The following is a 14,536-nucleotide window of genomic DNA, read 5'->3' on the forward strand; positions in this document are numbered from 1 at the left end:
GACCTTAAGGCATTCCGATCATTTATGAGCACATCACAGCCAGTTGTTGAAACCCATACCGCTCGTGATGGGAAAGGCATCATCATTACTCAAACGGCCATGAATCAGTTGGCCAGATTATGTAGTGAACAAGGCAAAGATAAAGTGCTTCGTGTTGGGGTTCGCTCTGGTGGTTGCAGTGGAATGAGTTACACAATGGATTTTATCTCCAATCAAGAGATTCAAGAAGTTGATGAAACCTATGAATATCAGTCGCCTGGAGGTAAATCTTTTCAGGTTGTTTGTGACCCTAAAAGTCTTTTATATATTTATGGAATGCAACTGGATTTCAGTACTGATTTAATTGGTGGTGGATTTAACTTCACCAACCCAAATGCAACTCAAACATGTGGATGTGGCAGTTCTTTTGCTGTTTGAATCAGCTTTAATTATTTTTTAATCTACACAGAAACCAACCATGGAGAGTAATCAGGACAACCTTTTTGATCAAGCGATGTCTCGATATCAAGCTGGAGAAGATGTGAAAGAAGTTTTAAAAGAGTTCGAGAAGATTACGTCTATTTCTCCTAACCAATCTGCCGGTTGGACATGCCTTGCTTGGTTGCAATTGCTCTGCGACTTGAAAGAAGATGCTCTTCGCTCTGCGAGAATGGCTGTGAGGCTAAATGGACAAGATCCCCAAGCTAGAGTGAATTTAAGCCTTGCTTTACTGGAGACAAATTCAAAGGGGGTTCGAGATCATATTGAGTTTGTGAAAAAAGCATTGATGTTTGTTCCTGAAGTTGAGAAAGAATTAAAAATTTCTATAGAAGATGGTTTAAGCAGAAAACCTGAGTGGCAATCATTAAAGAAAATTAAAACCTGGCTGGACTTTTAATTTGTCAAAAATTTTATTGATAAGTAATGGGCATGGCGAAGATTTATCAGGTGCATTATTAGGCATGCAATTGCAAGAGAATGGCCATACAATACATTCTTTTTCTTTTGTGGGTAAAGGTAATGAATATAAGAAACGTGGAATAATAAATTTTGGTTTTTGTCAAGAATTTAGTACTGGTGGTATTGGCTATACAAGTTTTATGGGGCGCTTAACTGAACTATTTGAGGGTCAATTAATGTATTTAGTTCGTAATTTCCTAAGGTTATTAAGGCTCGCTAAGAATTACGATCTTTTAGTAATAGTTGGTGATGTTGTTCCGGTTTTTGCTGCTTGGCTTAGTCGTCGGCCGTCTGTAGTTTATTTAGTCGCTTACTCAAGTCATTATGAAGGTAAACTCCGATTGCCTTGGCCCTGTAAGAATTGCTTATTAAGCAGAAGATTTTTAGAGATATATTGTAGAGATCAATTAACCGCAGATGATTTAAGTATTCAACTTCAGCGCAAAGTATTATTTCTAGGTAACCCTTTTATGGATCCTGTATTTACTAAAAAAGCTCGAGTATTGCCTGAAGTTAATATCAGACTAGGTCTATTGCCTGGCAGTAGAAGACCTGAACTAGATAATAATTTAAATGCAATAATGCAAGTTCTGACTTTCCTGCCAGAAGAAATATTTACTTATCCGAATGGAAGCATAGACATTGCGTTGGTAGGCTCTATGACTAAAGAAGATTTGGAAGTTTTAATGCTTAAATGTGGCTGGAATATAAGAACAATAGGTACTAAAAGTAAGTTAATTCAATTATTTAATGGTAATTATAATGTTAATGTTTATTGGGATTCATTTGTAGAAGTAGTGCAGAGTAGCGATTTATTGCTAGCTATGGCTGGGACCGCAGCTGAGCAGGTTGTTGGCCTTGCAAAACCTGTGGTCCAATTGCCTGGATTAGGTCCTCAGTTCACCTCTTCTTTTGCAGAGGCTCAGAGAAGACTGCTTGGTCCAACAGTATTTTGTGCTGAGAAAAGTATTCGTCAAAAAGGTAGTACTTCGAAAGATACTGCGAATCTTATTATGAAATTATATGAGAGGGTTAAGAGAGATAATCGATTAAAGGATGAATGCATGAAGCAAGCTTTACTTCGTCTTGGGAAAGAAGGTGGAACAAGAAGAATTACAGACTCTATCGAAGATAATTGTTTATTGATAAATAACTATGTATAATATACTGACTAAATACTTTTTAATTATTCAATACAGCATTTATAGCACTTTCTAGTTGAGGGTGTTTGAAGATAAATCCTAACCTTTTTAACTTTTTTGAATTTACTTTTTGTCCCTCAAGAACAACTTTAGCTCCATCTCCTAAGAGTAACTTGAGAATTGCACCTGGCACTGGTAAAAGATTTGGGCGATTTAAACTTTTTCCTAACGTTTGAGTAAATGTATTCATGCGAACAGGATTGGGAGATACACAATTAATTGGCCCTGAGAAAGACTGAGTTGTAAGAACCTTTTCAATAATCTTGCATAAATCATTTCTATGAATCCAGCTCATCCATTGCATACCATTACCTAAAGGACCTCCAAACCCTGATCTAAATATTGGTAGCATTTTCCCTAATGCTCCCCCATCTTTTTCAAGAACTATTCCTATTCTGATGACTACTAGTCTTGTTCTGTTTGGCTTTTGAGCAGCAATACTCTCCCATTCTTTACATAGATTTGCTAGAAAGTCTTTTCCTGATGAGCTTTCTTCACTGAACACTGCATCTTGACTAGTTCCATAAAAACCAATAGCGGATCCATTAACTAGAACTTTTGGGGGGTTTTTTGATCTAACCATCGCATTAATTAAATGCTTGGTCGAATCCAATCGACTATTTGCGATTAATTGACAATGTTTCTTTGTCCAACGCTTTTCTGCTATAGGTTCTCCCACAAGATTAATTACCCCTTCAGACTCAATGATTGCCTTTTGAAGGTTGGCACTTTCCCAACTAATTGCAGATGCTGGATTTAACGAGATATAAGAGTAATTTTCGCTTTTTATTTGGAAAGGGGATGATCTTTGACTTTTTCTACTTACAACCGTAACAAAATGGCCTGCTTGTATTAATTGTGGCACTAGTTCTCGGCCAATAAAACCACTACAACCAAGAAGAAGTAATTTCATAAGGTCCTCATAGCATTGATAGAACTAAACTTGATGCTAGAAACTAATTATGACTGAGTTTATATCTCATCTCTTTTTTCTATGACTGACAGCTCTTTTTCAGTTCCAAAGCCAAAACCCTTGAAAAAGGGTTCATTAGTACTAGTGAATCGTGAAGCATATGAGTCAAGCTTGGAAGCTTTGGCTAGTGATGCATTGCCCCCTCAATATATTTTTGAAGGTCCTGGTGAGATTTTGATGGTTAAAGGTGACTATGCACAAGTTAGATGGAGAAGACCTGTGCCTGATGTATGGTTAAGAATTGATCAACTAAAAGCTTGGGCTGAATGAAAGTGAATTTATAAAATTATGCAATAGTCAGATGTTGCTTTTCTTTTCGAAGTAAAAGACGTTTTTTCTTTGCTTGATTAAGCATTTCTTGCCCATCATGAAGATAATCATCTACATAGCCTTGACTATAAATGCTAAATTCATGCAAGGCATCTTCTAATTCAGAGAAACAATGATAAAGGTTTAAACTAAAGCTTTTAACTGATTTAGGAGTTATACGAGAAGAATAAATTTGATGAATTTTTTTCATTTTTTTTTGGCTTTTATCAATGTAATTGCAGAAGCTATTCATAAGATAATCATCATAAGGGTCTGCTGATAGCTCTTTTAGTTTTTTTGAAAAAGGACTAATAATCTCATACACCAATCTATCTATCGGCATGTATACTTCTTTTATCCATAAAGCTAGTGATAAATCCCTTATTGAACTTTCTTTGTGGTTTTGTTTCGATGAATCAGCTTGATAAACAGTCTCACAATTTTTCTTAATATCTTTATTTTTGTAGAAGCTAATATCTTGTTTTTCTTTATCATATGAATCTTTTGTTCCTTTGCTCTTTAGTATTTCCCAGGCTGCATTAATATTCAGAATTGTCTTTTCATCACCACCCTTATCTGGATGATATTTTTTGACTAATTTTCTATAGGCAGACTTTATTTCTTTAAAACTGGCTTTCTCTGATACTTGGAGTATTTGATAAGGATTGATTTTCATAAATTAATATTTGTGGAAGAGAGTTGTTAGATGTAGCCATCTGGCCGGGGTGGTATGGATGAAACACTATTAAACATAGATGTAGATAAATAGCGTTCGCCAAAACTAGGAAGAACAACTAAAAGGCGTTTGTTTTTCATTTCTTTTCGTGAACCTACTTTAAGTGCTGCTGCAACAGCTGCTCCACTACTAATCCCGCTAAGTAATCCTTCTTGACGAGCTAATTGCCGACCAATTTCCATTGCTTGATTATCATCAACTTCAATAACTTCATCTATTAATGCAGTATCTAAAACACTTGGAATAAAACCTGCACCAATGCCTTGAATGTGATGTGGATTAGCGCTTTTACCAGAGAGAACGGCACTAGCAGATGGCTCTACTGCATAAATTAAAATTTTTGGATTCCTTTGTTTTAGCAATTTTGCACAACCGGTGATGGTTCCTCCTGTTCCTACACCAACAACCAGCCCGTCGATTTGACCATCACAATCAACCCAAATTTCTTCTGCGGTTGTTTGTTCATGTACTTCAGGGTTAGAAGGATTATCAAATTGTTGTAGTAAATAAGCATCCGGTAGCGAAGAAACAATTTCTTGAGCCAAAGTGATAGCTCCCTGAATTCCTTCTTTTCCTGGCGTGAGTTGTAGCTCTGCACCATATGCCCTAAGCATTGATCGCCTTTCGATACTCATTGTGTCGGGCATCGTTAGGATTAACCGATAACCTTTAGCAGCCGCAACCATTGCAAGAGCTATGCCTGTATTTCCGCTAGTAGGTTCTACTAAGACGGTTTTACCAGGCACAATAGTTCTATCTTTTTCTGCAGCAGCAACCATTGCACCTGCAATACGGTCTTTGACTGAGGCTGTAGGGTTAAAGCTTTCTAGTTTTGCGATTAATTCTGCTTCGCATCCAAATGCTTTTGGTAAGCGATTAAGCCTTACCAAAGGAGTCTTGCCGACTAAAGTGGTGATATCAGATGCAATTGGCATTATCGCTTTGGTTCAGTTTGGGTATAAAGATATTTAATTAAATACATAACTAAATTGTCTCATTTAAAATACAAAATAAATTAAATTTATAAAAGTAGGAGATTCTTGTGTTCGTAATTGAGCTTGCCCTTAAATTCAGTCCTCTCCCATTAGCTGTTCAGCGAAAGAAATTAGAGGATGCAAAGGCTCTTTATAATACTGTTCGAGAATGCCTAGAGAATGGGCACCCAAAGCTTTTAGAATTAAATTGCGAACAACTTAAAGATAAGAAGATTGCCGTTTTGAGTAGTGAGCTGCTGGCAGTACAGATTTATGAAAAAACAGCAGTTGGTGGCGGAATCAAGAGGCCAGGGTTTTCCTTTGATGAATGAATTAAGGGTATCCAGCGAAAAGGAAAAGCAAGATTTAGAGCACGAAGATCTTGCACTAGAATTAGTAAAAGTGTCTTTTTCTTGGAATACAGGTACTAAAGCTTTAGATCAATGCAACTTGGTGATACCAAGGCCAGGCTTGTGGATGATCGTTGGTTGTAATGGAAGCGGCAAAAGTACTTTATTTCGTTTGATTAGTGGGATGATTAAACCTCAAAAAGGGGAAATCCAATGTTCATATAAAACAGCGTTAATGTTTCAGAATCCAGACCATCAATTGCTTTTACCCAGTTGCGGTAGTGATTTGATGTTAAGTGCGCCTCAAGACCAACCTAGGGAGGAATTAAGGGAGAGAATCAATTCTGCATTGCAGCAGGTTGGGTTGGCAGGCATGGCTCCTAGGCCAATCCATACGCTGAGCGGTGGACAGAAACAGCGCTTGGCCCTTGCAAGTGCATTGGTTAGCAATTCGAATTTATTGCTTCTTGATGAGCCAACTGCTCTTTTGGACCCATTAAGTCAAAAATCTATTTTGGAACTAGTCAAGAGTCTTTCTAGACGAGCTAAGAATCCAATTTCTGCTTTATGGATAACCCATCTTATCCAAGAGCTTGCTTATTGTGATGGTGCAGCAATGATGAAAAATGGAAGAATAGGCAACTGGCAACCTGGTCATGAATTAATGAACAATTTAAAATGACTTGCAGTAATGCATAGAACAAGGCTAAGTTCTTTGAGTTCTTTCCTCGGTAGCTCAGCGGTAGAGCGATCGGCTGTTAACCGATTGGTCGCAGGTTCGAATCCCGCCCGGGGAGTTTTATTTAACCTTTTCAAGGCCTCCTGATATTTCAGGGGGCTTATTTTTTAAAGGCTATATCTTAGTTTTCAGACAATGGTTCAAGATATCTCTCCCGCAAGCTAGCCCTTATTAAGTCACCAGAAAAGGTGACATTTTAAGGGGAAATCATTTCAATAGGGGTTAGTCTCTAACCAGCTGAAGCAAGTACCACCAACTATTAGATGTAATTTTTTGATTGGGATATATCGATTTTACCGCTTCTACCAAAAAGTGCATTCCTGCTTATTCTTGTTTTGATTCCCAGAATGATCTCGCTAGAATTGAGTTTGTTAGGATTACGTGAACTTAGGAATAATTAGTGGCCAAAAACTTTGCAAATGCCTTCTTCTATTAACTTGTCGAGTTCTAATCAATTTGATTTTAAACAGCAATTACTGGTTTTAGGATGTGGCGGCCATAGTAAAGTTGTTACTGAGGTTGCTGAAGCAATTGGATTTAACTATATAACTTATATGGATACTTCTAAGGAAGAAAAAATTTTTTTTGGCAAACAAATTGTTAAGCAAGTCAACGAAAATTATAATGGTTATTTTTTTGTTGCTATAGGTGATAACTATGTAAGACAGAAAGTATATAATCAATTTATAACTGCTCACAAACGTGCCAAGTGTATTTCTCTAATCCATCCCAAGAGTTGTATATCCTTTAGAACCTCAATAGGAGAAGGAAGTATTATTATGCCACTATCTGTTGTTAATAGCAGCACTACTTTGGGTAAATGTGTAATAGTAAATACATCATCGTCTGTAGATCATGACTCGGTTTTAATGGATTTTTCTTCCCTGGCACCTGGAGTTCATATGGGAGGTAATGTCAGTGTAGTGATTAGAAGTGTGATCTCGATTGGTTCTTCAATTAAGCATGGTGTTGAAATTGGAAATGATGTTGTTGTTGGTAGCTCATCATTGGTTTTAGATGATATTGAAGATAATTCTGTTGCATATGGAATTCCATCAAGATTTATAAGAAAAAGAAAATTAGGAGAGCAATATTTGTAGATTTCGGAATAATTATTTAACACAAAAAAATGCTTTGAATATATTGTTTAATTATCAATCTTCCTGCTTTAGGCTCCTAAAGAAATGGAATAACTTTAAAAGTTTAAAGGCAAAAAGTAGAAATTGTATGCGTCGTCAACAACCAGTTCAGCTTGAGATTAATTATTAGAAGCCCCGCTCGAATACTTTTTTACTAGACCTTCTAGCAATACAGGATTCGGTTTTGTTTTCTTAGGTATCAAGTTCTTTATCTGCAATAGATTTCGCGGATTTTTCGCTCATAGGTTATTCTTCTGTGAATCTGCAAACAAAATAACGCTTGTAGTAAAGAGTCCAAATTTGCATAAGCGATTATTTCTTCCTTCCCGATTTACTTCCATCGCCCAATCTAATGAAGCCCTCTATTTTGCTAATTGAAGATGATAAGGACATGAGGGAACTAGTTGCTGGTCATTTGGAACATTGTGGATTTGATGTTCAACGAGCTGAGGATGGTATTAGGGGGCAAGCTCTTGCGATGCAATACACCCCGGATTTAATCCTTCTTGATTTAATGCTTCCAAAAGTTGATGGACTGACCTTGTGTCAGCGCTTGAGGAGGGATGAAAGAACTGCTGGGATACCAATCCTTATGTTGACTGCTTTAGGGGGGCTGAAGGATAAACTGACTGGCTTTAATTCTGGCGCAGATGATTATCTAACTAAACCATTTGACCTCGAAGAATTACAGGTCAGGGTAAAAGCTTTGCTTAGAAGAACGCATCGTGCTCCTGTAGGAAGTAGCAGCCATCAGGAAATTCTTAATTTTGGGCCATTAACGTTGGTTCCTGAGAGGTTTGAGGTTATATGGTTCGAAAGGCCAGTTCGCCTGACTCATCTTGAGTTCGAGTTGCTTCATTGCTTACTACAAAGGCATGGTCAGACAGTTGCACCTTCATTAATACTTAAGGAGGTATGGGGATATGAGCCTGATGATGACATTGAAACCATCCGTGTTCATGTAAGACATTTAAGAACCAAATTAGAACCAGAACCTCGTAAACCCCGCTTTATAAAGACAGTGTATGGGGCTGGATATTGCCTAGAGCTTCCAACAGGGGAAAGTATCCAAGAATTTAAAGATTTATTCTTTGACTCTAATGTTATTTCTGATTCATCAATTGAATAGTCCGAGCAAATAGACTTTTAACAATCTTTGTAATTCTGTGAAGTTAGTTCTATTAGTGCAACTTCCCAAGCAATTCTTGGTTGAATTGAACTAACCAAATGGCTACTAAGCACTTTTAAAACATTCATACAATATAGATTAGATTCTCGCAACCAAAAATGTTGCTGTAGAAAATTAATTATCCATAGTTGCTGCTCAATGTCTAAATTTTCAATAATATCTTTTGCAATAGTGATTGCTTCCAAATAGTCATTCGGTAGTTTTGTGAGACTTAATAAAATTTCACTAGGTATTTCTTGTATTTTATTAATATTTCTAATTAATAATTCAGGTGATCCATTAGAAAGATTAATTAACTCTTTACGGCTGTCAAAGGTATAATTATTAATCTTATTATCTTCTCCATAGTTTATAAATAATTCTTCAAGCGAATGATATTTTAATGGTTTGAATGGTATTTCATGACATCTAGATTTTATTGTGCTTAAAAGATTTTCAGATCTGCTAGAGATAAGGATTATTAAACCATTATTGACTTCTTCGAGCGTTTTTAGAAGAGCATTGGAAGCTGCTTCATTCATCTTTTCTGCATCTTCAATGACTACCATTGCTAATTTTGCCTCTATAGTTCTTTTTCCTAAGAAAGTTTTTAATTCCTTAATCTGATCGAGCCTTATTTTTGAAATAGCATTTATATTTATATTGTCTTTCTGGGCAAGAGATTGTTTTATTACTCGGCCTTGAGAAATATATGAAGGCTCCACCCAAAGAAGGTCTGGATGATTCAAACTTTCTAAACGTTTTCTTATTGTTGGTTCGACATCCCCACCAGTAATAAGTCCTTCAAGAAATCGAAGTGTAACAATTCTTTGGCCTACTCCTTGAGGACCTGAGAAGAGATAACCAGGCGCTATTTTATTCTTATGTATTACTTCTGTTAAAATATTAATTGCTAAATTTTGATCTTCAATACCTGCAAATAAATTATTTTTCATTAATTATTAGAGATATAATTTTTCAACTTATTGGTTATAGCGAGCTTTATTTCGTCGCTTACTAAAGCTTGATCTTGTTCACCTTCAATTGTGATCCAGTGCTCTTCATTGGCTATTCTCGAAAATCCGGAAGCTACTTTCTTCAGGAAGCCTTCACCTTCAGCTTCCATGCGATCTGCAGATTTTTTTGCTCTTCTTCTCATACTTGTCAAGACTGAAATTTTTAAAAAAATTGTTATTTCTGGCACTAAACCCTGTCTTGCTATTGCATCTAGTCTTCGGATTAAATTAATATCTAGACCTCTTCCAAAACCTTGATATGCCAAGGTTGATCCGCTAAAACGATCACTGATAACCCAGTCTCCTTTGTCCAGTTTTGGCTGAATCAAGCTATGAATATGTTCGGCTCTGTCTGCTGCATATAATAAAAGCTCTGTTAATGGTGCAGGGACGTTAGTTTCATGCTCATGGAGTAGTAAATCTCTTAATGACTTTCCCAAAGTTGTCCCGCCAGGTTCACGCGTAATATATAGATTTGCATTTTTTGGCATCAATCCACTTTGCGGCAGCCATTTGGAAATATGACTTATTTGAGTACTTTTTCCACATCCATCGATACCTTCTAAAACAATAAAGTGTCCTTTCATGTGTTCTTAAGAGATAAGGCATTGATGATCACTGTGATGGAACTACATGCCATCAATAAAGCTGCAATTGGTGGTGAAAGAACTATCCCTGTTGAAGGTAAAAGTATCCCAGCAGCAATTGGCAAAGCGATAATGTTATATCCGAAGGCCCAGACAAGATTCTGCTTTATTTTTTGCATAGTTGCCTTAGATAAACTTAACGCATCAGGCAAACTCTCTAAACGATCTCCCATTAAAACTAAATCTGCAGAGTCTTGAGCGATTTGAGTTCCTGTTCCTATTGCGATTCCTAGGTTAGATGCTGCTAAGGCAGGCGCATCATTTATTCCATCTCCTACCATCGCAACAGGACCAGATCTTTTTAATTCTTCAAGATAATTCAGCTTATCTTCAGGCAGCAGTTGCCAACCAATTTGAGTTGATTTAAACCCAAGCTTTGTGCCTAATCTTTGAACTGATTCACGCCTATCGCCACTAAGTATTCTTAAAAAGAACCCTTTTTTTCTTAAAACTGTTAATGCATCTTTGACATCATTGCGGATTTGATCATCAATTATTATAAGTCCTTTTAACTTTTTATTAATAGATACAGCGACAATAGATTTTTCATTGAAATTAGATTCTTCTAATAACTTTTCAATATCAAGATTATAATTAACACCTTCGCTTTTAAGCCATTCAATTGTTCCTACCATGATGGCTCCATCAATATTATCTAAATATCCAGATATACCTTTGCCAGGAATTGTATTTACTTTGGAAGATGTTAATAAGTTAATACCTTTTGATTGTGCTGTTTGCAGGATTGCAAAAGCAATTGGATGTCTACTATTTTCTTCAAGGCTAGCCGCTATTTGAATTAATTCATCTGGGTCTTCTGTTCCCAAATAGCCAATGACTTCAGGCCTCCCGACTGTTAAGGTTCCTGTTTTGTCAAAGACAATTTGTTTTATTAAAGCAGCTTTTTCAATTACATCACCTCCCTTAAATAGCCATCCTCTTTTTGCTGCTTTACCTGAAGCTACTGTAATTACAGTTGGTGTTGCTAGGCCAAGCGCACAAGGGCATGCAACGACTAATACTGCAATTGACAGTTGCACAGCTAATCCCAAAGGAGTTTGTGCATTAGTACCTAGAGATGCATTGTGCATATGTCCATGCATGTGCATTAATCCTTGCCCTGAGGTGTTTAAAACTTGAGGCCATATAATTGCCCCTATGCGCCACCAGAAGATAAATGTAAAGAATGAAAGAGTTACTACTCCATAGCAAAATTTGCCAGCCACTTTATCTGCAAGATTTTGAATAGGAGCTTTTCTAGCCTGAGCTTTTTCGACTAACCCAATTATTCGTGCCAATGCAGTTTCAGCTCCTACGCGTTGCACTTCAACAATTAATGTCCCTTCAAGATTTAAGCTGCCAGAAGAAAGTTCTGTTCCAGGAGATGTTTCAAGAGGTAGAGACTCACCGGTCAAATTAGAAACATCCACAGTTGAATTGCCTTCAATAACAACTCCATCAACTGGGACCCTATCTCCAGCAAGCAATTGAATTCTTTCTCCTGGCTGTAAAGCACCTACTCTTACATCTTTGATTTGATTGTTTTTATTGATTAGGCGGGCATTTTGTGGTTGTAACTTGGCTAGTTCTTTTAGAGCTTTTCCTGTTCTTAAACGTGCTCTTTCTTCTAAAAATCTCCCTAAGAGAACAAAACCAAGAAGCATGACTGGCTCATTGAAAAAACATGGCCACCCCATTTGAGGCCATATCAATGCGCTAAGACTCGTTAAATAAGCACTGCTTACCCCTATCCCAACCAAACTATCCATGTTCGGACTGAAATGAGCCACTGCATTCCAACCGCTTTTTAAAATCTTGAGTCCTGGACCAAATAGAGCAAACGTTGCAAGAGATGCATGGAAAATTAAATTGCCCAGAAGTGGGATTGCAATTGTTTTTGCTTCCGCAAGATGTCCAAGAACTGAAAGTAGTAATAAACACAAAGAGACCATCAATTGTCTCCATTGTTTCCACCACTCTTGACTAGCATTGATATCGAATGAATTATTAGTCTTGGCGTTTTGTCGGACTTTTGCTTGGAAGCCTCGTTTCTCAAGGCTAGTAAGAATCTCTTTTAGATCAGTTGATTTATCGTTGATGTCTATTAAGGCAGTCCTATCTACTAAGTTCACAAAGGCATTGTTAACTTCTTTGTGATTGAGCAGGGTTTTTTCTACAGTTTGGACACAGCCGCCACATTTCATTCCTGTGACATCTAATAAAATTGATTCTTCTTTGGTTTGATTTTTTATTGGTTTCAAGGATCAACTCAAGACTCCTATACGCTATACCTAAAAAATATTTTTTGCTCTTTTAAAAAAGTATATTTTGTTCGACTTTTGGAGAAATTTAGATTTCGTAGAGCATTATGGTAGTGCGACCTCTGTTTACCCTCTCGTGCCAAGCAGTAATAACAAAGACAATTTTCTTGACAAGGCCTTTACTGTAATTGCTGAAGGCATTGTAAAAATGATGCCTATCGCGGCTAAGGAGAAACAGGCATATATCTATTACCGTGAAGGTTTTGCGGCACAGAATAATGGCGATTATTCAGAAGCTTTGGAGAATTATGAAGAAAGTTTGAAACTGGAAGAGAATCCTGTGGATAGAGGAGAGACGCTCAAAAATATGGCGATTATCTATATGAGTAATGGTGATGAAGATCGTGCATTAGAAACTTATGTCAAGGCATTAGATCAAAACCCTAAACAGCCTTCATGCCTAAAAAATATGGGGTTAATTTATGAAAAGCGCGGAAGATCAGCACAACAAAGAGGTCTACAAGATGAGAGTGATATCTGGTTTGATAAAGCCGCGGATGTGTGGACTAAAGCTGTAAGGCTTTACCCTGGTGGATATTTAGATATTGAGAATTGGTTAAAAACAACGGGGCGCAGCAAGATTGATGTGTACTTGTAATTAAGACTTATTTGCTTATTTTATTGACTTTTAAGATCAAGAATAATTTGTATGGCTTCGCTAATAGTTGAAGCTTCAAATATTTCAAGTGTTAGTTCATTGTTTTCTTTATCAATGCCAGTAGAGCTAGGGACAACTGCTTGTTTAAAACCTAATTTTTCTGCCTCTTTTAGCCTCAATGGTATTTGGCCAACAGTCCGAAGCTGTCCTCCGAGTCCAATTTCGCCTAGAAGAACTGTGTTTTTAGGAATTTTTAGGTTTTTGAAACTTGAGACAATTGCGGCTGCAATTCCGAGATCTGCTGCTGGTTCGTCTACTTCTAACCCCCCTGCTACTGCTAAATAGCAATCAAAACGGGATAGAGCCAAATTTATGTGCTTTTCTAAAACAGCCAGTATTTGATGAAGACGATTGCTGCCTATACCAGTCACTGTTCGCCTAGGAGATGCGTAAGTGGTTTGGTTAATGAGTGCTTGTATATCTATTGCCAAGGGCCTTGTTCCTTCACACGCAACAATTGTTGCAACTCCAGAGGTTTCTTCCGAACTGAGAAATAGTTCACTGGGATTTGTCACTTCTACAAGACCCGTGCTTTGCATTTCAAACACACCAAGTTCATTGGTGGCTCCGAATCTATTTTTTACTGCTCTTAGAAGTCTGTGACTTGCGAAACGATCACCTTCAAATGTCATTACTGCATCAACAAGGTGTTCAAGAACCTTTGGTCCAGCAAGCATCCCTTCTTTTGTCACATGACCAACAATTAATAGTGCGATGTTTTTCTTTTTAGAAACTTGTTGCAAGGCTGCTGCACATTCTCTTACTTGGGTAATTGATCCTGGAGTGCTTGAAATAGTTGCATCATGTAAAGCTTGAATGCTGTCTATAATTGCCACCTCAGGGTTTAGCTTTTCTAATTCATCAAGAATTAGTTCTAAATCCGTTTCAGCAAGAATATGAAGATTGGATTCAACTTTATTTAAACGATGCCAGCGCAGTTGAACTTGACTTGCTGATTCTTCAGCTGTTATGTAGAGCACACTGTTATTTAGAGCAATTTCTGTTGCTGTTTGTAAAAGCAATGTGCTTTTCCCAATTCCTGGATCTCCTCCGATTAGTACAAGAGATCCAGGAACTAATCCTCCCCCGAGAACTCGGTCAAATTCGATATAGCCGCTTTTTATTCTGTCGATAGGGGTATCTTTGATTGATGAAATTGTTTCAGATCGGCTGCCAGAAGAGATTTTTGAGAGAGTTGACCTCCCTTTTCTAGCTTTTAATCCCGACGGCGATATGGCTTCTTCAATAATTGAATTCCATTCCCCACAGCTTGGGCATCTTCCAAAAAATTGACTTGTTTCTGCCCCACATGACTGGCAGATATAAATAGTGCTTGTTCGTTTCACGAAGTTGTGTAAATAAAGT

16 protein-coding genes and 1 tRNA gene are annotated in these 14,536 nt (G+C 37.2%); 10 read left to right on the plus strand and 7 right to left on the minus strand.

What is annotated here, in order from left to right:
* Nucleotides 1-24 precede the first annotated feature (24 nt).
* Genes P9211_RS00640 through P9211_RS00650 form a run of 3 tightly spaced genes read left to right on the plus strand, consistent with a single transcriptional unit; the run spans nt 25 to nt 2,102 of the window.
* Entirely contained in the window at nt 25-417 is a 393-nt protein-coding gene (locus tag P9211_RS00640) for a HesB/IscA family protein (RefSeq protein WP_012194688.1), read from the plus strand.
* A gap of 40 nt (nt 418-457) precedes the next feature.
* Complete coding sequence (locus P9211_RS00645; protein ID WP_012194689.1) at nt 458-877, plus strand: tetratricopeptide repeat protein; 420 nt, start codon at nt 458-460, stop codon at nt 875-877.
* A gap of 1 nt (nt 878) precedes the next feature.
* Complete coding sequence (locus tag P9211_RS00650; RefSeq protein ID WP_012194690.1) at nt 879-2,102, plus strand: lipid-A-disaccharide synthase-related protein; 1,224 nt, start codon at nt 879-881, stop codon at nt 2,100-2,102.
* A gap of 19 nt (nt 2,103-2,121) precedes the next feature.
* Here the strand turns inward: P9211_RS00650 and P9211_RS00655 are convergent, their stop codons facing one another.
* The gene (locus tag P9211_RS00655; RefSeq protein WP_012194691.1) at nt 2,122-3,054 is read right to left on the minus strand and encodes a TIGR01777 family oxidoreductase; all 933 of its coding nucleotides are present in this window, start codon (nt 3,052-3,054) and stop codon (nt 2,122-2,124) included.
* A gap of 81 nt (nt 3,055-3,135) precedes the next feature.
* Here P9211_RS00655 and ndhO point away from each other — a divergent pair, with 81 nt between their 5' ends.
* Nucleotides 3,136-3,384, plus strand: coding sequence for an NAD(P)H-quinone oxidoreductase subunit O (gene ndhO / locus P9211_RS00660; RefSeq protein ID WP_012194692.1), 249 nt, complete (start codon nt 3,136-3,138; stop codon nt 3,382-3,384).
* A gap of 16 nt (nt 3,385-3,400) precedes the next feature.
* Here ndhO and P9211_RS00665 read toward each other — a convergent pair whose 3' ends face one another.
* Together P9211_RS00665 and cysK are read right to left on the minus strand one after the other, a co-directional pair.
* The gene (locus P9211_RS00665; protein WP_012194693.1) at nt 3,401-4,099 is read right to left on the minus strand and encodes a J domain-containing protein; all 699 of its coding nucleotides are present in this window, start codon (nt 4,097-4,099) and stop codon (nt 3,401-3,403) included.
* A 26-nt stretch (nt 4,100-4,125) separates the two neighbouring features.
* On the minus strand, nt 4,126-5,094 hold the full coding sequence (gene cysK / locus P9211_RS00670) for a cysteine synthase A (RefSeq protein ID WP_012194694.1): 969 nt from the start codon (nt 5,092-5,094) through the stop codon (nt 4,126-4,128).
* A 107-nt stretch (nt 5,095-5,201) separates the two neighbouring features.
* Between cysK and P9211_RS00675 the strand changes: the two genes are divergently transcribed.
* From P9211_RS00675 to P9211_RS00695, 5 genes are all read left to right on the plus strand, one after another.
* Nucleotides 5,202-5,465, plus strand: a complete 264-nt coding sequence (locus P9211_RS00675; RefSeq protein WP_012194695.1) for a hypothetical protein — start codon at nt 5,202-5,204, stop codon at nt 5,463-5,465.
* The gene (locus P9211_RS00680; protein WP_012194696.1) at nt 5,458-6,165 is read left to right on the plus strand and encodes an ABC transporter ATP-binding protein; all 708 of its coding nucleotides are present in this window, start codon (nt 5,458-5,460) and stop codon (nt 6,163-6,165) included. Before P9211_RS00675 ends, P9211_RS00680 begins: the two co-directional genes overlap by 8 nt.
* Nucleotides 6,166-6,208: 43 nt before the next feature.
* Nucleotides 6,209-6,280 (plus strand) — tRNA-Asn (locus tag P9211_RS00685).
* A 361-nt stretch (nt 6,281-6,641) separates the two neighbouring features.
* Nucleotides 6,642-7,322, plus strand: coding sequence for an acetyltransferase (locus P9211_RS00690; protein WP_012194697.1), 681 nt, complete (start codon nt 6,642-6,644; stop codon nt 7,320-7,322).
* A 391-nt stretch (nt 7,323-7,713) separates the two neighbouring features.
* Nucleotides 7,714-8,490 carry a response regulator transcription factor gene (locus tag P9211_RS00695; RefSeq protein WP_012194698.1) on the plus strand — a complete coding sequence of 259 codons (777 nt, stop codon included), beginning with the start codon at nt 7,714-7,716 and terminating at the stop codon, nt 8,488-8,490.
* Nucleotides 8,491-8,507: 17 nt separating this feature from the next.
* On the opposite strand, the gene P9211_RS00700 is transcribed toward P9211_RS00695, so the two are convergent.
* From P9211_RS00700 to P9211_RS00710, 3 genes are read right to left on the minus strand one after another with little or no spacing between them, the layout of a single operon-like run.
* Complete coding sequence (locus tag P9211_RS00700) at nt 8,508-9,485, minus strand: DNA polymerase III subunit delta' (RefSeq protein ID WP_012194699.1); 978 nt, start codon at nt 9,483-9,485, stop codon at nt 8,508-8,510.
* Nucleotides 9,485-10,132: a dTMP kinase gene (gene tmk, locus P9211_RS00705; protein WP_012194700.1), complete on the minus strand. Its 648-nt coding sequence runs from the start codon at nt 10,130-10,132 to the stop codon at nt 9,485-9,487. Before tmk ends, P9211_RS00700 begins: the two co-directional genes overlap by 1 nt.
* Nucleotides 10,129-12,453: a heavy metal translocating P-type ATPase gene (locus tag P9211_RS00710; protein WP_012194701.1), complete on the minus strand. Its 2,325-nt coding sequence runs from the start codon at nt 12,451-12,453 to the stop codon at nt 10,129-10,131. The genes tmk and P9211_RS00710 overlap by 4 nt, the downstream gene beginning before the upstream one ends.
* A 136-nt stretch (nt 12,454-12,589) precedes the next feature.
* Here P9211_RS00710 and P9211_RS00715 point away from each other — a divergent pair, with 136 nt between their 5' ends.
* Entirely contained in the window at nt 12,590-13,111 is a 522-nt protein-coding gene (locus tag P9211_RS00715) for a photosystem I assembly protein Ycf3 (protein WP_012194702.1), read from the plus strand.
* 20 nt (nt 13,112-13,131) lie between these two features.
* Here P9211_RS00715 and radA read toward each other — a convergent pair whose 3' ends face one another.
* Nucleotides 13,132-14,517, minus strand: a complete 1,386-nt coding sequence (gene radA, locus P9211_RS00720) for a DNA repair protein RadA (protein WP_012194703.1) — start codon at nt 14,515-14,517, stop codon at nt 13,132-13,134.
* Nucleotides 14,518-14,536: the final 19 nt, after the last annotated feature.

Origin of the sequence: Prochlorococcus marinus str. MIT 9211 (assembly GCF_000018585.1) — a bacterium.
Classification (GTDB): domain Bacteria; phylum Cyanobacteriota; class Cyanobacteriia; order PCC-6307; family Cyanobiaceae; genus Prochlorococcus_D; species Prochlorococcus_D marinus_B.